This is a genomic window from Rheinheimera oceanensis (genome assembly GCF_018831085.1).
In the GTDB taxonomy this organism is placed as follows: Bacteria; Pseudomonadota; Gammaproteobacteria; order Enterobacterales; family Alteromonadaceae; genus Alishewanella; species Alishewanella oceanensis.
In genome coordinates this window covers 906324-924894 of the sequence record NZ_JAGPNM010000001.1, presented here as the reverse complement: position 1 = coordinate 924894, position 18571 = coordinate 906324, and the positions used below count along the sequence as shown (strand labels likewise).

At 47.3% G+C, this 18571-nt stretch carries 15 protein-coding genes; 11 read left to right on the top strand and 4 right to left on the bottom strand.

The features are described 5' to 3' along the window. Nucleotides 1-14 precede the first annotated feature (14 nt). From J3B89_RS04265 to J3B89_RS04245, 5 genes are all read left to right on the top strand, one after another. A complete protein-coding gene (locus tag J3B89_RS04265; protein WP_215396245.1) occupies nucleotides 15-323 on the top strand; it encodes an antibiotic biosynthesis monooxygenase family protein in 309 nt (102 codons plus the stop codon). Beyond that, nucleotides 320-1324 carry a zinc-binding alcohol dehydrogenase family protein gene (locus J3B89_RS04260; protein ID WP_215396244.1) on the top strand — a complete coding sequence of 335 codons (1005 nt, stop codon included), beginning with the start codon at nucleotides 320-322 and terminating at the stop codon, nucleotides 1322-1324. The genes J3B89_RS04265 and J3B89_RS04260 overlap by 4 nt, the downstream gene beginning before the upstream one ends. 121 nt (nucleotides 1325-1445) lie before the next feature. Next, nucleotides 1446-2390, top strand: coding sequence for an LLM class oxidoreductase (locus J3B89_RS04255; protein ID WP_215396243.1), 945 nt, complete (start codon nucleotides 1446-1448; stop codon nucleotides 2388-2390). A gap of 196 nt (nucleotides 2391-2586) precedes the next feature. After that, the gene (locus tag J3B89_RS04250) at nucleotides 2587-3507 is read left to right on the top strand and encodes a pirin family protein (RefSeq protein WP_215396242.1); all 921 of its coding nucleotides are present in this window, start codon (nucleotides 2587-2589) and stop codon (nucleotides 3505-3507) included. Beyond that, on the top strand, nucleotides 3507-3905 hold the full coding sequence (locus J3B89_RS04245; protein ID WP_215396241.1) for an OsmC family protein: 399 nt from the start codon (nucleotides 3507-3509) through the stop codon (nucleotides 3903-3905). The genes J3B89_RS04250 and J3B89_RS04245 overlap by 1 nt, the downstream gene beginning before the upstream one ends. 87 nt (nucleotides 3906-3992) lie before the next feature. On the opposite strand, the gene J3B89_RS04240 is transcribed toward J3B89_RS04245, so the two are convergent. Further along, entirely contained in the window at nucleotides 3993-4901 is a 909-nt protein-coding gene (locus J3B89_RS04240; RefSeq protein ID WP_215396240.1) for a LysR family transcriptional regulator, read from the bottom strand. Between the two features lie 189 nt (nucleotides 4902-5090). Between J3B89_RS04240 and J3B89_RS04235 the strand changes: the two genes are divergently transcribed. From J3B89_RS04235 to J3B89_RS04210, 6 genes are all read left to right on the top strand, one after another. Then, nucleotides 5091-5744 carry a hydrolase gene (locus tag J3B89_RS04235; RefSeq protein ID WP_215396239.1) on the top strand — a complete coding sequence of 218 codons (654 nt, stop codon included), beginning with the start codon at nucleotides 5091-5093 and terminating at the stop codon, nucleotides 5742-5744. Nucleotides 5745-5844: 100 nt separating this feature from the next. Next, nucleotides 5845-6570 (top strand): nuclear transport factor 2 family protein, encoded by a 726-nt coding sequence (locus tag J3B89_RS04230; protein ID WP_215396238.1) that lies wholly within the window; start codon nucleotides 5845-5847, stop codon nucleotides 6568-6570. Further along, entirely contained in the window at nucleotides 6567-7199 is a 633-nt protein-coding gene (locus J3B89_RS04225; protein ID WP_215396237.1) for an FMN-dependent NADH-azoreductase, read from the top strand. The genes J3B89_RS04230 and J3B89_RS04225 overlap by 4 nt, the downstream gene beginning before the upstream one ends. Before the next feature lie 9 nt (nucleotides 7200-7208). Beyond that, entirely contained in the window at nucleotides 7209-9002 is a 1794-nt protein-coding gene (locus tag J3B89_RS04220) for a monovalent cation:proton antiporter-2 (CPA2) family protein (RefSeq protein ID WP_215396236.1), read from the top strand. Nucleotides 9003-9069: 67 nt separating this feature from the next. After that, entirely contained in the window at nucleotides 9070-9957 is an 888-nt protein-coding gene (locus J3B89_RS04215) for a LysR family transcriptional regulator (RefSeq protein ID WP_215396235.1), read from the top strand. Between the two features lie 37 nt (nucleotides 9958-9994). Then, complete coding sequence (locus J3B89_RS04210) at nucleotides 9995-10582, top strand: TMEM175 family protein (protein WP_215396234.1); 588 nt, start codon at nucleotides 9995-9997, stop codon at nucleotides 10580-10582. 202 nt (nucleotides 10583-10784) lie between these two features. Here J3B89_RS04210 and J3B89_RS04205 read toward each other — a convergent pair whose 3' ends face one another. The 3 genes from J3B89_RS04205 to J3B89_RS04195 form a co-directional block, all read right to left on the bottom strand. Next, on the bottom strand, nucleotides 10785-12278 hold the full coding sequence (locus J3B89_RS04205) for a hypothetical protein (protein WP_215396233.1): 1494 nt from the start codon (nucleotides 12276-12278) through the stop codon (nucleotides 10785-10787). Nucleotides 12279-12397: 119 nt separating this feature from the next. Continuing rightward, the gene (locus tag J3B89_RS04200) at nucleotides 12398-13018 is read right to left on the bottom strand and encodes a response regulator transcription factor (protein WP_215396232.1); all 621 of its coding nucleotides are present in this window, start codon (nucleotides 13016-13018) and stop codon (nucleotides 12398-12400) included. A gap of 27 nt (nucleotides 13019-13045) precedes the next feature. Further along, nucleotides 13046-18547 (bottom strand): ATP-binding sensor histidine kinase, encoded by a 5502-nt coding sequence (locus J3B89_RS04195; RefSeq protein ID WP_215396231.1) that lies wholly within the window; start codon nucleotides 18545-18547, stop codon nucleotides 13046-13048. Nucleotides 18548-18571 lie beyond the last annotated feature (24 nt).

The following is an 18571-nucleotide window of genomic DNA, read 5'->3' as shown; positions in this document are numbered from 1 at the left end:
CGGAGGAATACACAATGGTTATAGAAATTGCCCGCTTTAACGTTGCACCTGAGCAACAACAAGGTTTTTTTGCGGCCTTCGCTGAGGTGAAAGCCTATGTTGAACAGGCGGAAGGTTATCAGTCGCACATTATTAGCCAGGAAATCGAAAACTCGTCCCGTATCAGTTTACTGGTGCAATGGCGCAGTTACGCCGATCATGTCGAGCTGTTTGAACCCAGCGCAGCGCATGAAACTTTTATTAATGCACTGGTTCCGTTTTTTACAGGCGAAGTGGAGGTGTTCCACTTCAACAGTGCAGCAACAATCGGAGGTGAAAAATGAAAGCTGTAGGTTTCTCAACATATCTTCCTGCTGATCATCAGGATGCGCTGGTTGCGTTTGATACGCCTAAACCAACACCTGGCCCCCGTGATCTTTTGGTTGCCATTAAAGCGGTATCCATGAACCCGGTAGACACCAAGGTGCGTCGCAATGGTGTGCCTGAGTCTGGTTATCGTATCCTTGGTTATGATGCCGCTGGTGTGGTTGAAGCTGTCGGTGCTGAAGTGACCTTATTTCAACCGGGTGATGAGGTGTTTTATGCCGGTGATATTACCCGGCCAGGCACAAACGCTGAGTTTCATCTGGTAGATGAACGCATAGTGGGCCCGAAACCCAAGAGTATTTCGTTTGAAGAAGCGGCGTCTTTGCCTTTGACCAGCATCACGGCGTGGGAGTTATTGTTTGACAGCTTCAAAATACCTATGGGTGGTGGCGAAGGTGAAAGCTTGCTGGTGGTGGGCGGTGCCGGCGGTGTTGGCTCGGCGCTGATTCAACTGGCGAAGAAATTGACCAGGCTACATGTTATCGCTACAGCTTCAAGGCCTGAAACACAGCAATGGAGTTTAGAGCTGGGAGCTGATGATGTTATCGATCACAGCCAATCCATGAAAGAGCAACTTGCACAGCTGGGTAAAGCGCCTAAGTATGTGGCTGCGCTGACGCGCTCTGATTTACATTTTGAGCGCTTAATCGACATTATGCCGCCCAGAGGGCAGATTGCGATGATTGACGATCCGGGCCCGCTAGATATATCCAAAATGAAACTGAAGTCACTGAGTTTTCATTGGGAGCTGATGTTTACCCGGTCGATGTTCCAGACGGAAGATATGGCGCAACAACATGCTTTATTGAAAAAAGTCAGTGAGCTGGTCGATGCTGGTGAGATAAAAGCCACGCTAAGCGAAGTACTTGGCCGGATGAGCGCTGAAAATATCAGAAAAGGCCATCAGTTGCTGGAAGCTGGTAAAACTATCGGCAAGATCGTTTTAACGGGCTTTTGACACTGAAGATATCTATGTGTTGATCACACTTAAGCTGATGTGATGAACGCTTGCCAAAGCGTTCATCATAAATCAGCAAGCGTTAGACATAAATTAAGCATGATGATAACCGGTGGGTAGTATGAATTTTCAGGCAATCAACAACGCCTATAACGAAACATTCCGGCCTGGGCGCCTTAGCCTGGGCATTTTCATTCCGATTGAAAATAATGCGTATAGTGCAATTCCGACTATGCAGCAGCATTTGCAGCGGGTGCAATTGGTGGAAGAATTAGGATTCAGCGCGGTATGGTTGCGTGATGTCCCGTTCAATGTGCCGACCTTCGGCGACGCAGGGCAGATCTTCGATCCTTTTGTTTACCTTGGGTATTTAGCAGGCAATACCCAGCGCATTGCGCTTGGTGTATCAAGCATTGTCTTGCCGCTGCGCCACCCGGCCCATGTGGCCAAAGCCGCTGCCAGCGCCGATGTTTTGTCCGGTGGGCGTATCTTGCTGGGGGTAGCGTCCGGTGATCGCCCGGAAGAATACCCTGCGTTTCACCGTCCGTTTGAAAGCCGTGGCGAGAGCTTTCGGGCCAGCCTTGATTATATTCGCGATGCCTGGAGCAACAGGCCTGGCTTTACGAATGCGTTCGGTAACCCCGACAGCAGCATGGAGCTGCTTCCAAAGCCGGTATCGGGACGCTTGCCGCTATTGATTACCGGCGCCAGTCGGCAGAGCCCCGACTGGCTCGCACGCAATGGCGATGGCTGGATGACATACCCGCGACGCATCGACGCCCAGGCGGCCATTATCACTGACTGGCGCAAGCGCATGGCCGAAGCAGGTATTGCGGATAAGCCGGCCATGCAATCGCTGTATATTGATTTGCAGGAAAACCCGAATGCCGCGCCGCGTCCGATACATTTGGGGTTTAGTTTAGGTGCAAATGCCCTGCGAACCTATTTGAGGCAGTTGCAGCAGATTGGTATAAACCATGTTGGATTGAATCTGCGTTTTAACACGGCCGACATTGAATCGACGTTACAACGACTGGCCAAAGAAGTTTTACCAGATTTCAGCTAAGGAAGACTCGAAGAAGGCAGTTTCTTTAGCCATGTGTTTGCCACTACAAATAAACCTATGCCTATGTATAGGTTTATTTAACGCTCAGGTTTAGTAGATTGAACTCCTGTGCATTGCGAGGCTTGCTGGCAGTCTTACTCCTAACCTACGCCGGTTTCCGGTATAAGTCGTTGCTAAAAAATAAGAGGTAAATGCTATGAGTATTGAACAACTGGAACTTGAAACACGATGTCAACAAGTGAACGAGTGTGATGCTATTGAGCTAGTGGTACAGCCCAAACTCAGAGACTTAGGCGGATTTAGCGTTAACCGGTGTTTACCAGTGCTGGAGAAACGCAGCGTTGGGCCATGGATATTTTTTGATGAGATGGGGCCGGCAATCTTCCGGCCTGGGTCTGGCATTAATGTTCGGCCACATCCTCATGTAAATTTAGCAACCGTGACCTATTTATTCGAAGGTGAAGTATTGCATCGGGACTCCTTAGGCACTTTCCAGAAGATCACGCCGGGGGCGGTTAACCTGATGGTTGCAGGCAAAGGTATAGTGCATTCTGAGCGCGAGGCTTCCGAGATAACGCAACAAACCCGTGGACTGCATGGTTTACAATTGTGGATGGCGTTGCCCGAAGAGTCAGAAGAAATAGAGCCTGAGTTTCATCATTACCCATCTGACAAGATACCTTCTGTTGCAGTAGATGGCGTACCTGTCAGAGTTCTTATTGGGCGTGCTTATGGCGTGGTCTCCCCGGTAAAAGAGTTTTACCGGACCTTGTATTTGGAGGCACAACTGCTGCCGGGCCAAACTCTTGAGTTACCTAACGAGGCTGAGCGGGGCCTTTATATTGCAAAAGGCGAGCTAAAAATTAAAGAGCGTCGTTATACTGAAAAGCAGATGATTATTCTGTCTGATGCTACCGGCGTTACCATCACCGCACTACAGCCAACTGTTATTGCCTTGATTGGTGGTGAGAAAATATCAAGCCGCTATATGGAGTGGAACTTTGTATCCAGCCGAAAAGAACGCATTGAGCAGGCAAAACACGATTGGATTGAAAAAAAGTTCCCTGTTGTACCGGGTGACGAAGAAGAATTTATCCCCTTACCAGGAGCAAAGTAATGGCTATTGAGCTGAGAAAAAGTGATAGCGGTGCATTCCGTCAAACTATCCGGATTAATCAACATACCATTTTTGCTGATATTGCCGCTTCTATTGGCGGGGACAACAGCGCACCGGATCCTCATGATTTGTATGACGCCTCTTTGGCTGCGTGCAAAGCCATTACCGTGATGATGTATGCAAAAAATAAGAATATTCCATTAGATTACCTTGATATTGATGTTGAGCGTGACACTACTCAGGAGGCAAAAGGCCTTTATGTTATTAAGGTAAAATTGAAGTTTTTCGGTAAACTCGCTGAGTCAGATAAGCAGAAACTTACTGAAATTGCGGGAAAATGCCCGATACACAAATTGATGACGCAGAGTGAAACCCAGGTTATTACCGAAGTAATGTAAACATGCTGACAGCATTCTGCGGTGCATTCTTGGCCTATATAGCATATTGGCGGTTGCTAATGTGATTGTAGGTAAAACGCATTACAGTCAGGTTTTTTTGGGGGGATCAGAAGCCTTTGCAAAGTGCGGCGCGTTTTTGAAATGTTCGATCAGCAGTTCAGTAAGCAGCCGCACCTTTCGTGCCGGATGTGAACTTGGCGGGCTGACGACATATGCTCCGCCGGGACGTACCGGGTAGCCAGTCATCACCGCTACAAGTGCGCCAGAAGCCAGATATTCATGAATTAAGCCATCGGGAACCATACCTATACCAAGCCCTGCAACGGCGGCTGCTACCAACGCTGAGCCATTGTCGGCTTTGAAACGCCCCTGAGGGTGTATAGCGATGACTTTATCACCATCCATGAATTGCCAGCTTTCAGTACCCTGCATAAGAGCCTGATGGGTAAGCAACTGCTCTGGCGTTTCTGGTGCTCCGTGAGTTTTGATGTAGTCTGGACTGGCAACTACGGTTCCGTATATTGTTCCTACCCGTTTTGCAAGCAGATTAGAATCCTGAAGATAACCAAGCCGGATAGCGCAATCATATCCTTCTGCTATGAGATCGACGACGCGGTCACTATAGCAAGTATGAACATGCAGAAGAGGATGATTTCGCGCCATTTCCGCCAATAAGGGGGCGAGGTGGGTTGGGCCGAAAGACAGCGGCGCTGCAATTCTTAATCTGCCACGCAGCTCACCTTCGGGCAGGATCGTTTCTTTGGCTATATCGATCTCAGTACAGGCTTTTACTGCATAATCCCTGAAGGTAGCTCCTGCCTCTGTCAGTGTTGCTCCTCTGGTGCTTCGCGAAAGAAGCTGAACGCCAAGTTCAGCCTCAAGCCGTAAAAGCCGCCTGCTAACGATCGATTTAGATACACCAAGACGGCGTGCAGCAGGTGAAACACCGCCTGCATCAGCAATTTCTATAAATGTTTGCAGCTCTTCAATGTCCACCTTGATATTCCTATGTCCAATCCGAGCGTTCCTCCCGGCGCGACACAGAGTGTCATAAATGGATACTATCTCAATAGATAATATCGCACCACAATTCGCAATGGCAATCTCTACCTGTCGGAGAAGACATCGTTGCCGACACCCGACTCCCGCTAACGCAAATTTACTTACAACAGTAGAGGTATCATCATGAAATTACGTAATGGCCTGGCTTCACTTCTTCGTCCGGAAGATTCTGTACTTGTACTTATCGACCACCAACCTTATCAGCTTGCCAACCTGAACAGCCACGAACCGACGATGGTAATTAACAATTCGGCGGCCCTGGCCAAGACAGCCAAAGCCTTCAATGTTCCCACCATCCTGACGAGTGTGGTCGCTGCCCAGGGCGGCAACATCTTTCCTCAGATCACGGATGTATTTCCCGGGCAGGAGATCATCGACCGCACGTTCATCAATACCTGGGAAGACAAACCGACTGTGGACGCGGTCAAGGCGACGGGTCGCAAGCAACTGATCATCGCAGGGCTGTGGACCGAAATATGTGTTGCGATGCCAGCTATCCAGGCTGCTGGCGAGGGCTGGGACGTCACTGTCATCACGGATGCGTCTGGCGGTACGTCGGTAGAGGCTCACGAAGTCGGTATACAGCGCATGATTGCGGCCGGCGTGAATATGATGACCTGGATGGCATTGGCGTCCGAATGGCAGCGGGACTGGGCGCGGACCGAGCACCTTGCCGGGATACTTGATGTTATGAGGCAGCATGGTGGTGGCAGCAGTATTGCGTATATGTGGGAGCAGCAATTACTTAATACACCAGTGCCAGGCAGCAAGAGCTAAGTTGAGTAAGCCCGGGCAGCAGGCCCGGGCTTCATTTTCGTTATCGTCTGAGCAAACGGCTTGTCCCGGGTGTTTATTACTTCAATAAGGAATAGCAAAGATGTCGCTAAATCAGTTTCCTGTTGGGCTGGCAATGGATGTTTCTTTTCCACACTTTCAGGTAAGCCTTACACTTTTATCCGTTACGCAGCTTAAGTTTGAAATTAAAGACGGCCCTTTTGCCCGCACCGAGATTGTCGATATTCAGGTCGTTCCGCTTGGCAACAGTACCTTCGCCGTAAGCTGGCAGGAAAAAGACGGCGCTACTGTGGTCAATATTCAGGATTATGATCGCCTTGCTGTGCAATCTTTTGCCACACTACCCGATGGCACTTTTTTGCGTATGGCCGGAAACATCACTGTTACGCAGCAAGCGGCTACTATCGCGGATGATAAACCTGCCCGTAACAAAGCGTTAGTGCTCGAAGCAATGACCTCGTTGTTTCAGCGCCATGATGCCAGCGCAGTAGCACGCCTCTATACCAAAGATTATATCCAGCACAACCCTGATATTCCGCAAGGCCGGGACGCGTTACAGCAGATTGTCAGCAACCTGTCGAAAGAAGTGTTCTATGAACCCGGCCTTATCATCGCCGAAGCAGACGTCGTGGCGATCCACGGCCGTATCCGTGGCTGGGGTGAGGTACCGCAAGTCGTGGTTGATATCTTCAGGATTGAGGATGGCAAGCTTGCCGAACATTGGGATGTATTGCAAAACGAAGCCCCTGTAACTAACGCTCAGCATGGTATTGCCATGTTTGATCCAAAGGAGCACCGCTTATTATGAGCAAAATTTTAGTGATAAACAGCAGCCTGTCAGGTGATGCTTCGGTTTCCCGGTTATTGGTAGCTGAAACCGTGCAGCGTTTACTGGCCATAGAACCTGATGCTGAGATTACCCATAGGGACTTAGGTGATGGCGCTATCCCGCATTTGACTTCTGCTACTGTTGCCGGCATCAGAGCTGTTGCGCAAACTCAGGCTGAATTAACGGCACAGGCGCTTTCGGACGAGCTGATTGCAGAGTTAACAGCAGCCGATGTGGTTGTTATCGGTGCGCCAATGTACAACTTCAGCATACCAACATCACTGCGCGCCTGGTTTGACCATGTACTGCGGCCACGGGTCACCTTTGCATACAAGGATGGTGCTGTGCAGGGGCTGCTTACCGGTACACGGGCTGTGGTGATCGAAGCAAGAGGGGGCCGGTTTACCGATGGCCCTACCAAATGGATGGACTTTCAGGAGCCATACCTGAAAACATTATTGGGTTTTATTGGCATAACTGACGTGACCTTTATTCATGCAGAGAAGCTGGGTTCCGGCCCGGAAGCCCGTGAGTTGGCAATTACTACTGCGAAAACCAGGATTACCGACGTTATTACAGCCGATTTTTTCAGCGTACTTGAGGTTTAAGGAGGACTGATGGGTGATGCTTCCGGTTTCGGCCTGGTCCAGGTGGTTGTGTTGTTGGGGGCGGCAATTGTCGCTGTACCGCTATTCAGGCGGCTGGGGCTCGGCTCTGTGCTTGGCTATCTTGCGGCCGGGCTGGCAGTAGGTCCCTTTGGATTAGGTCTGATAGACAGCCCGGAAACACTGCTGCATACCGCTGAACTCGGTGTTGTGATGTTTCTGTTTATTATCGGATTAGAGATGCACCCATCTAAGCTGTGGGCATTAAGACGGCAGATATTCGGATTGGGCGTAGCTCAGGTAGTGACATGCGGCATCTTACTAACATTAGCCGCCAAGGCAGCGGGTATGTCACTGCCGGTTGCCGTGATCGGCGCCATGGGATTTGTGTTGTCATCCACTGCTGTCATTATGCAACTGTTGCAGGAACAAGGCGAGCTAGCCTCCCCGGAAGGGCAGCGGGCGGTATCTGTCCTGCTGTTGGAAGATTTGGCAATAGTGCCGTTGCTGGCGATGGTTGCGCTATGGGGCACTTTAGCCAGTCCACCAGAGGTCGACGCAGCGCCGTTATGGCAAGGTGCCGCAATCGCCTTTGCGGGCCTGGCTACATTACTGGCAGCGGGGTACTGGTTGCTTGACCCTTTTTTCAGAATTATTGCCCGCACTGGAGCACGGGAGGTGTTAACTGCAGCGGCCTTGTTGGTTGTGTTGGGTTCCGCCGTGTTTATGCAGAGTGTGGGCCTGTCAATGGCGATGGGGGCTTTTATCGCCGGAGTGTTGCTTGCCGAATCTAACTTTAGGCATCAGTTGGAGGCAGATATTGAGCCGTTTCGCGGCATTTTGCTCGGATTATTTTTCCTGAGTGTAGGTATGTCGCTCGATCTGCCTATTGTTGCTGAAGAGTGGCGTCTTGTGCTGGGCGGTGTCTTGGTTTTTATGGTGGTAAAGGCAATCGGGATATACGGCATAGCACGTTTAACCAGCGCTACACATGCTCAGGCAATGCGCAGAACGGCGCTGTTTGCACAAGGCGGCGAATTTGCGTTTGTTTTGTATGCCGCAGCAGTGGCCGCCGGCATCTTTGATGTTCGCGACTCGGCAATCTTAAGTGCCATTGTGATTATCTCTATGGCACTGACACCGCTGGTTTTACTTGCCAATAAGTGGCTGGAGAGAGGTGGCGAGGCCCCTAATCTCAAGGATGTTGATGAAGCTCAGGGTTTGCGTGGCCGGGTTCTGCTTATCGGTTTTGGTCGGTTTGCTCAGGTAGCCAGCCAGGCATTGTTGGCACAACGTGTTGAGCTTTCCGTGATCGAAAATGATGTTGCTATGATCCAAACGGCCGCCAAGTTTGGCTTTAAGGTGCATTACGGCGACGGGACCCGCCTTGATGTATTACGCGCATCCGGAGCTGAAACAGCCGAAGCTATCCTGGTTTGTATTGACAACCCTGAGTCTGCAGATCGGATTGTCGAGCTATGCCAATCGGCTTTTCCTATGACAAAACTCTATGTCCGCTCATTTGATCGTGGTCATTCACTAAGGCTAATCAAAGCGGGAGTTGCGTTTCAGGTTCGCGAAACATTTGAATCCGCACTGACCTTTAGTAAAGCAGTACTAACGGGTTTGGGGTTTGACAATGAACAAGCAATGGATGCACTTAGCGATGTACGTTTGCGGGACGAAGAACGGGTGAAACTGGAACTGATTGGCGGTATGGAAAATGGCCGCCAGTTTATCCGCAGCAATATCGCTACATCTGAACCGGGCCCTTTTTATAAACCCCGGCCCCAAAGTGAGGAATGACGGCATCAGATGATGTACAGATTTTGTTTGTGTTGGTTCGGAATGGAATGAGTTTTAAGAGGTCAATATGGTACGTTCAACAGTACAGCAATGGCGTATGTTTAAAGCTGTTGCCGAACATGGCGGATTTCACCAGGCCGCCGAGGTGGTTTTTAAAAGTCAGTCAAGTATTCACCATGCAGTTTATAAAATGGAAAATACATTGGGTGTACAATTAGTTAGCGTTGAAAATCGTAAGACGAGTTTAACGCCGGCAGGAGAGCAATTATTACAACGGATTAATTTTCTGCTTTCTGAAGCTGAGCGTATGGAGAGTGTAGCGTTAAACTATCAAGCCGGGGGCGAGCCGACAATTAATATCGCTATTGATAATGCCTTTCCCAGAGACCTTTTATACAAAGCATTGGCGATTGTGTCACAAGAGCACCCACTGGTGCGGATTGAGCTGATGGAAACAGTTTTATCCGGTGCTGATGAATTACTTTCTGCAGGTAAGGCAGAAATTGCCGTGTCGCCCTTTATGCATCATTATCATCTTAGCGAAGACATTTGTAACATTACGTTTGTTGCCGTTGCTGCTCAGTCTCATCCACTTAATCAGCTTGGCAGAGAGGTCACTTTAGAAGATCTGAAAAGCTACCGGCAGATTGTACTGCAAGACTCCGGACAGAAAAAAATCTGGGGACAGGGTTGGCCGGGATCCATGCAAAGATGGGCGGCAAGTAATATCACGATCTCGATTGAGCTACTCTTAAATGGCTTTGGGTTTGCCTGGCTTCCAAAGCATTTAGTGACGCCTTACGTTAACTCCGGGCAGTTAAGCCCGCTTGCCTTACCAAGGTGTGGGTGCCGAAGTATGATGTATTACCTCAACTATGCGGATGCGGAAAAGTTAGGACCTGTTACCAGGTCTTTCATTGAACATCTGCGGCACTTAATTACGAAAGATATTTAATGGTAAATAAGTTAAGGTTATAGGGAAGAGTATTCTTATGGGTAAAAACAGACTGGAAGCCCTGTTTGACGGCGTGATCGCCATTGTTATCACTATTATGGTGCTGGAAATGCGTAGTCCGGCCGGACACAGTCTGGATGCTTTATTACCTATGGCGCCAGTGATTTTCAGTTATGTAATGAGTTTTATCTACCTGGGTATTTACTGGAATAACCATCATTATATGCTGTATGTCTGTGACAAAGTGACGGCGTCTATTCTTTGGGCCAATCTGCATTTGTTATTCTGGTTGTCTTTAATCCCATTCACAACTGCCTGGATGGGGGAAAGCCGCTTCTCAGCTCAACCCGTAGCTTTGTATGGCGTTGTCTTACTGATGTCCTCTGTGGCTTACTGGATACTGGAATACAGAATTATTGTCGCGCAGGGAGAGCAATCAAGGTTGAAATATGCTGTAGGAACAGATTGGAAGGGCCGCTTATCTATGTTGTTTTATTTGATCGGTGCTTTGTTGTCTTTTATTTCTCCGTGGCTATCTTTAGCGATTTACATGGCCATAGCCATGGTATGGTTGATCCCTGATCAACGCATAGAGCGCAGCCTGAAGCATGATGTTACAAGGTAAAGAACGTGCAAACTAGCGGCTCTAACAGCCGGCCTTGCTGACGTAATTGCACACCAATACCGCCCCATCCAGTAAGTCTTTGCGTTTAGCCATACCCGTGTAAGAACTGCTGTCTGACGATTCAAAGCCGGCGAACAGGGGCGCCAGCTTAGCGCTAAAGTGAAGCACATCGGGTTTGTCGGAGGCTAATTTAATATTATCATTACCATTGATATATTGTTGCTAGGTCTGTCCCCTCACGCAAGTTCAGCTTTGGTATGTTATCGTTGATTTCGAGATTGAATGCGTCTATAAGTTTTACACTGCTAAAATCAATGGGGAGCCCTTCTATCATAAAACGTTTTACTTGTTGTGATAGCTCCTCTTTGTCTATATAAGTAGCGCCTGCGTTAATAAAATCATCAACAGTTAAAGCTTCATCCTTACTTTTAGCCTTTCTATACTGGTAAAGGTCTAGCAGCATATTCCTCAGGGTAAATTTTCCATTTGACGCCAACCTGATTTGGTTATCCAGATAAAATGCATAGATAAGACCTCGTCTGTAGGGAAGCTTTCCATAATTGGCATAGTCGGTCCAATAATTTGCGGCGATGGCATCATTATGTGCCCCTTTAACCTCACTCTCGTAATGCTTTTTCAGGGTCTCTTCGTTCAGGTAATGCAGAAACTCCCCTTGCCCGTAAATTTTGCTGTTTGCCAAATTAATGAGAGTAGTGTAGTCGTTAAACCCTTCACCAAACCATTGATGATCAAAACTCCCTTTACCCAACATCATTTTTATCCCTATCCAAGTATGGGCGGTTTCGTGTGCTGTTACATACTTTTCCCAAGTACCAAATGCTCTTCCCAGCTTCATTACAAAGCCGTTTCTGATCCCAAAGCCACCTGCTCCTATTTCATTTTGATTATTTTGAAGCGCCGATACGGCTAAAAAATAGAACGGAAAATCGGTATCGTTCCAAAACCTGTGGATACTCGGAAAATAGCTTTCGAAAAAAGGCTTGAGACTCCCCTGCAAGTCATTGCCATACTTATCTTCTTTCGTAGTCACACTATAATAGGGAACCCCGATAACCTTGTATTCCCTCACATCAATATTGTCTCCCATAACAAAGTACACCTTTTCGGAAACCTGGTTGTAATCGGCTGCAAGCTTTTCCAATGGATCTGTTTGAGACGGAACAACGGAATTGAAATAGTTGAAGTTTTTGGGATGATCACGCCATACGAAGGATACCAATGGATTACTTTCATCGGTTATTTCCAGGGTAAATTGCTTATTTACCAAGGTTAAGAATCCTTTGCTGATAACCGGCCTGAACAGTTCTGTTTGAGATATTACCGTTGGCTGATTCTCATTAAATGAACCATCTATTTCATAACGGATTTGGTGTTTTTTAGTGCCGTTGTGATGTACGGTGATCTGTCTGGTTGCAGAGTCAATCTTGACCTCTTCAGGCTCGGTAACACGAATATTTTTGATGACTGTAAATATATCATTCTGTCCGCCAAAACTGGGGTCTCCGAATACAAATACAGTACTGTCTTTTTGGGATGCAGAATACGTCAGTTCGACCTCCAGTGTTGAGGTGTCTCCGTCCCAGCTGAGCACATAATCCATAAAGGGTTTTTGCTGCGCATAAACATGGGCACCAAAAGTGGACAAAAGAACGAATATTAAATGAATTGTTTTCATCTTGATGAGCCTTATGAGCTAGTTTTGATAAAATTGTTTGTACTAAGTTTGATTGATCTCTGACCAGCGCATTGAGAGCAGCCTGAAGCATGACGTTGAAAGATAGATAAAGCAGATTTCTAGCGGCTTCTGGCCTGGGATATATGCAACCGCTCGCTAATACGCACCAAATCGGTAATGGATTTGGTGCACATTTTATTCATAATCTGCTTTTTATGTACTTTAATGGTTATTTCGCTAACAGCTAGTTCCGCCGCAATTTGTTTGATTAGCAAACCGCTAATAATAAATTCCAACACTTGCTGCTCCCGGGGCGTTAGCAAGTTATAGCGGGTTGTCAGTTCGGTTTGCTCAAGCCGGTACTGCAGATTTGCCTGATCAGATGCTAATGCTTCCGTTACAGCCGTCAATAATGCTTCCGGGCAAACAGGTTTGGTAAGAAACTCTCTGGCCCCCAGTTTCATTGCCTGTACACTCATAGGAATAGAGCCATAACCTGTAATAAAAATTACGGGAATTCTGGCTTCGATACTGGCCAGTTGTTCAATAATATTTATACCGGTAATGTCTGGCATTTGCATATCTAACAGCAGGCATGCCGGAGTATCCGGGATAGTACTGTTCAAAAAGTCTGTGCCAGAGGCAAAATCACGTACAGTGTGATCCGCGGATTCCAGCAACCTCACCAGTGCAGTACGCACCGGCTCTTCATCTTCCACTACTATCACTAAACCAGTCATGGGCTTCCTCCGTTCAGGCGCTACGACTTAGTCTTTGACTAAGGGAACAAAAAAAGAAAACACGCTGCCAACAGGCTGACGTGCTGCTGCAGATAACTTACCACCATGCATATCAACAACCGAATGGCAAATTGCCAGCCCCATACCCATGCCGTCTTTCTTAGTAGTATAGAAGGCATCAAACAAACGGTCTTTTATCTCATCATTAATACCTGGTCCTGTGTCTTCAACTGTGATAAAGATCTTCTGCTCTTCTTGCGTAAAAGTGGATATGGTTAGCACTCTTTGCCTGTTGCTGACTTCGCTCATCGCTTCTAAGGCGTTCATCACCAGGTTCAACATCACCTGCTGTAGTTGCACTATATCACCACGGATATGTGACAACTGTGCATCCAAATGCATAACTAAAGATACATCTCGTCGCTCAATTTCACTGCGCGCCAGTGCCACAATACAGTTTAGTACATCGTGCATATCCAGCGCGCGCAATACAGCTTTGGAGTTTTTAGTCAGAGTGCGCAGGCTTTGTACAATTTGCCCGGCTCTTTGTCCTTCGGTGGCTATAGCCTGTAAGCTGGCGCTAACCTGTTGTAAGTCGGGCGTTGGGCGATGCAACCAGCGTAAACCTGCGCCGGCATTGGCAGCAATAGACATAAGAGGCTGATTAATTTCATGGGCAATAGAAGAAGTGAGTTGCCCGATAGTGGTAACCCTGGATACCCGGGCTAAATCGTCTTGCGCTGCGCGTAATGCATCTTCTGACGCCCGTCGTGCTGTTACATCAGTGACAGTGCCAACGTAATCAATTAATTTGTCGGTGCCAAATACCGGACAGCCTTGCCCTGTTAAATATAAAATACTGCCATCATCCTTAAGAATGCGGTATTCCACTTTAATTGCTGTTTCCATTTGCACTGCGCGATGAATTTGCTCCAGCACAGATTTTTTGTCATCCGGGTGAATACAAGCGGCAAAAGCAGCAAATAAAATAGTACGACGCTGTGGATCCAGGCCTAAGATTCGGCAAAATTCTTCTGAGCAAACTAAGGTGTTTTTATGCAGCTCCCAGCGCCAACTGCCGGTTCTGCTGATCTGTTCACCCAATGCCAGTGAGGTATCCGCTACCCGTAGTGCCCGCTCCAGCTGCAGTCGCTGTTGGTTTACATTTTCTATGCTGTTGTATAGCCGGGACGTTTCTATTGACACAGCAGCATGGCCTGCCAGAAATGTAAGTACATTCAGGTACTCTTCACTAAGTTGCTCGTCTTTTGCTTTAAGCTCAATGTAGAACATGGCGAGTAACTTACCCTGTCTGATCATCGGCAGACATAGTGCTGTAAAATCGCAGAAGCGCTGGAAATAGGGGTCCAACTCATAAGGTGTACTTAGCTGGTTAGCTTTCACATACAGCAATTTCTGTGTTCGTATTGCGGTATTTACAAAAGATTTTGGTAAGTCATCCCAGTTAGCTTCGCTATTCAACGCTTCAAACACGACTCCTGTGGTGGTGGTATTTGCCCTTGCTTCCAGTATCAGGCTATCGCCTTGCGGTTTGAGCAGTAATACACGTTGTGCGCCGGCTTGCTCGACAATAATTTTTAACAGTACTTGTAATAACGTTGAATAATCCACCTGTTCGGTAATAGCTTTAGATGCCCTTAACAGATTAGATAAATAGTAACTATTGGCACTCTCAGAATGCGGTAATTGCTTAATTTCGCCACGCAACTCAGCTATCCCGGCATCAATACAGAGGTTCTCCAGTTGTTTAACTTTACTCTGGGCTGACCACTCCTTATAACAAAGGATAGACTGCTGCAGATAGGCAGCCGCAGCGGTTGGCTGTCCGTGTTCTAATGCGGTGCGGCCAGCTCTTTCATAAGCTAAGGCTTTGTTTTGGATAAAATCCTTGTTTTTATAGCTGGCCGTAATATTTTCAAAAGCTCCCATGGCTTTTAGAATTTCGCCATCAAAGCGCCATAACTCGGCTTGCAGAATAGCGGCTTTATCGGCAAAATTTGTTGGGTTAAGTTCGGCCCATTGGTTTATTTGTTGCTGATGCTGCAACACCTGCTGTCTGAGGCCCGGGCTCAGTTCAGTGTGTGCTGCCATCAGCGACATAGCACTGAAAAAGTGATAATCCAGCAAATGGATATGAGCAGGCACTGACCAATTATAACCACCCGCTTTGTTCAGGCAGGTTACAGCGTCCTGATACTCACCGGCAAAATAATGCGACATACCTTTGTATAGCCAGTACAAGAACACTAATGTCGGCATACGTTTTGACAATTCATCTTCGCTAAGATGCGGCATAGCTGACATGAGGTTATGCCCTGAAAACACATTGCCTTTGCCAAGATGCAGGTTGTCAATAAATACCTGCTGCACCGTTAAAATCAGTTCTATATCATCAAAAGCTGCTTTTTTGCTTAAGGTTAAACCACGGTGTGTTTCTGCCAGCACTTTATCCAGCGGTTGACCAAGACTGAGGATATTGGCTATCTGATGGCAGAACGCGAAACAGGCTACGGCTAAATCACCGTGTACAACGTCGGCAAAAACAACAGCGTTGGCGCAATCAACGGCAGAAGATAGCGGCTGGGTCCATACACTTGCCCGAACCAGAGGTAGCAAAACCTTTGCTTCATACTCAATAAACTGATGCTTAGCTACCAAAGAGCGGGACAATTGGCAGTAAGCCATGCCGGCTTCGTATTCGCCATACTTTTGGCTGATCAATACGCCATACCAACCTAACGCTGAAGCAGCAATACCGCTAATGCCATAATCCAGTGCTAATTCCAGCGAATGACACAACTGAATAAAATGCAGGTTTTGGTTGGTAAACAGGGCGGGAGCAGATAACGCAGCCAGCAGGCCGGTTATAGCCTCTGCCTGTGGGTCTGCCATCAATGGCAATTGTATAAAACATTGTCTGAAGTCATTGCCAAGCCTTTTTTTTAACCGGTTGTAAGCTTTCAAACAATCATTATCTGTTGGTGCAGGGCTTATTATGTAGTCAAATATTTGCAAGCCGTTTAGTGCCACATTCACCGCTTCCTGATAAGCAAAGCGGCGTAAGTTAAGTTCGGTATTAAGCTGGTAGACCTGCGCGTTATGTATCTTATCAACATTCATTTGCAGTGCTTCAGCCAGAATAGCTGGCACGGCTTCTAACCGGCCGGTTAGAATTTCACATTCAGCCAGTGCCAGCCGCAATGCCACTAAAATCTGTTTATGGTTTTCGCAATTGTCGCTCAGAAGGCTGTCGGCGAAACGGATAAAGTACAAAGCCGACTGCCAGGCATTCGCACTTTTGGCTTTGTTAGCCGCAGTCAGAGCACAGTTCATAATATGCCGGCGTTCCAGCGGATCAGTTAACAGTAAGGTGGCAACAGACAAATGCTCCAGTGCCCGAAACAGCTTATCATCAGATGTGCTGCTCATCGCCTGTTTTAATAAATGCCTGCCAATCATCAGATTAAACTGACAAATGTCTTCCTGAGAAATCAGCTCCTTAATCGCGCTATGTACTAAATCATGATAAAAGGCATAACCTGTATCTGTTTTATGCAGCACATTATTGTGTAACGCAGGTAGCAGACGGTGCTGGATTTCTTCGTTTGTCAGCTTAAAAAGATCTGTAAGAAGGTGCTGTTCTGCCTGACGGCCAATACAGGACATACCTATAAGCAGATGTTGAGTTTCCGAGGGAAACAACAGAAAGTGCTGCAGAATGTTGTCTGCCACATTGTCGGTATAGGCGATGGCTTCAATAGCCTTCTGGTTGCAATGCCAACTGCTGGTATGAGGAACCCGGTTGATTAAACCTTTTTGTACCAGCGTGTTTAAAAACTGCGTAACAAAAAAGGGATTACCTAATGTTTTGGCCAGTATCAGTGTTGCCAGATTCAGCATATTTGGGTGAGTGGTTTGAAACATGCCGGCAATAATTTTTGTGATTTGCGCTTGATCCAGTGGTTTTAGCTGCAGCTCAAACAACCAGGCCGGATTAGGCTGCGGTAAGGCAGAGCGGAGTATCGTAGTTTCTTCACTGTCACGCCCTCCCAGTATCAGTGTCAGCGGTGAAAACGATGTTTCTGACATCAACTGGACTAAAAAATGTTTACTGGCTTGATCTAACCACTGAATGTCATCCACAACTAAAACAAAAGGATTTTCTGTTGTGGTAAGAGCCTGAACCAGTTTTAGCAGTATTAATCTGGTGCTGTCTTGCGGTTCTGCTGGTATAACGCCCTCTTGTTTTACCGTACAAAGAGATGCCAACTCAGGCAATGCGTTAATAGCTTTGCTCAGATAGCTACCAAGATTCTTTGCCAATCGTTGTTGCCAGAAATTACGTTCAGGCGCAGGTAATTTCAAAAGCCTTTTAAGACAAAACCGGAATGCCTGGATTAAGGTAATATAAGGCACCACATTGGTTTGTTGTTCGGCTTTACCCTTGGCAACACATAATCTGGTGGTATCTAAATCAGATATAAAAGCCTGCAATAATGCAGACTTGCCAATACCGGCAGCCCCTGTCAGGAATACTACTGCTTTATGTTTACTCACTCTGCTGTAATGTAAGGCTGAATGCAGCTGCTCTGCTTCCTGTTGTCGTAAATGCAGGTTGTCAGGGATTTTTAAACTTGCAGATGCATGAAACTGCCCCAGCGGAAAAGGACTGATATCGCCGGTCTCCCGCCAGACTTTATGGCAATAGAGCAAATCTGCTTCCAGTGCGGCGGCAGATTGGTAACGTTGTGCAGGGTCTTTTTCCAGTAACTTTAATATCAGTTTTGATAACCAGGCTGGAATAGCCAGGTTTAGAATATTAGGTGCTTTGACATCACATACTAAGTGGCAATGCATCCAGTCTTGCGGCTCTGCTGTTTCATCCAGCTCAAACGGTAAACGGCCGGTTAGCAGCTCATACAGCACAACACCGGCAGAATAAAGTTCACTACGGTAATCTACAGGGGTTGCACCTAAACCGGTATGTTCCGGTGAGATATAAGCCAGGGAACCGTTTGTCACGGGCGCAGCTAAAGCAGGTTTAGTGCCGTTTATGGGGCCTGCAAAGCCAAAGCCGCTTAAGCGTATAATGCCGTTCTGATCAATCAACAGCGTGTCAGGATTAATGTTTCTGTGTAGTAAGGAAGTAGCATGCAGGGCTTTTAATAACGCTGTAATTTGTAACGCCAGAGGGAAAAAAAACTCCAGCGAACAACTGCCTTTAAAACGGCGGTGCAGTGGTTCTGCCTGATAATCTTCATATAGTAAGACCGGCTGGTCATCTGAAACAACCAAATCGACAGGACGAATGGCCCAGGCTGCACCCAGCACAGAGGCCAGAGAAAATTCATTTTCCAGCTGTTTACTGATCCTTGTATCAACAGTAGTCGCTCTGGCTATGACTACAGCAGAATTTGTCTGCATTGGCACAGTGCCACGGCTATAGCTAATGCCATCGACTTGCCGTAATAGTTTAAAATCGAATGCACTAAGATCCAGCTTATTCATTGCCACAGCCTCTTAACGACATGC

Excerpts from the sequence above, each read along its gene's own strand:
- J3B89_RS04265 (WP_215396245.1), top strand. The coding sequence starts at position 15 with ATGGTTATAGAAATTGCCCGCTTTAACGTTGCACCTGAGCAACAACAA.
- J3B89_RS04260 (WP_215396244.1), top strand. The coding sequence starts at position 320 with ATGAAAGCTGTAGGTTTCTCAACATATCTTCCTGCTGATCATCAGGAT.
- J3B89_RS04255 (WP_215396243.1), top strand. The coding sequence starts at position 1,446 with ATGAATTTTCAGGCAATCAACAACGCCTATAACGAAACATTCCGGCCT.
- J3B89_RS04250 (WP_215396242.1), top strand. The coding sequence starts at position 2,587 with ATGAGTATTGAACAACTGGAACTTGAAACACGATGTCAACAAGTGAAC.
- J3B89_RS04245 (WP_215396241.1), top strand. The coding sequence starts at position 3,507 with ATGGCTATTGAGCTGAGAAAAAGTGATAGCGGTGCATTCCGTCAAACT.
- J3B89_RS04235 (WP_215396239.1), top strand. The coding sequence starts at position 5,091 with ATGAAATTACGTAATGGCCTGGCTTCACTTCTTCGTCCGGAAGATTCT.
- J3B89_RS04230 (WP_215396238.1), top strand. The coding sequence starts at position 5,845 with ATGTCGCTAAATCAGTTTCCTGTTGGGCTGGCAATGGATGTTTCTTTT.
- J3B89_RS04225 (WP_215396237.1), top strand. The coding sequence starts at position 6,567 with ATGAGCAAAATTTTAGTGATAAACAGCAGCCTGTCAGGTGATGCTTCG.
- J3B89_RS04220 (WP_215396236.1), top strand. The coding sequence starts at position 7,209 with ATGGGTGATGCTTCCGGTTTCGGCCTGGTCCAGGTGGTTGTGTTGTTG.
- J3B89_RS04215 (WP_215396235.1), top strand. The coding sequence starts at position 9,070 with ATGGTACGTTCAACAGTACAGCAATGGCGTATGTTTAAAGCTGTTGCC.
- J3B89_RS04210 (WP_215396234.1), top strand. The coding sequence starts at position 9,995 with ATGGGTAAAAACAGACTGGAAGCCCTGTTTGACGGCGTGATCGCCATT.
- J3B89_RS04205 (WP_215396233.1), bottom strand. The coding sequence starts at position 12,278 with ATGAAAACAATTCATTTAATATTCGTTCTTTTGTCCACTTTTGGTGCC.
- J3B89_RS04200 (WP_215396232.1), bottom strand. The coding sequence starts at position 13,018 with ATGACTGGTTTAGTGATAGTAGTGGAAGATGAAGAGCCGGTGCGTACT.
- J3B89_RS04195 (WP_215396231.1), bottom strand. The coding sequence starts at position 18,547 with ATGAATAAGCTGGATCTTAGTGCATTCGATTTTAAACTATTACGGCAA.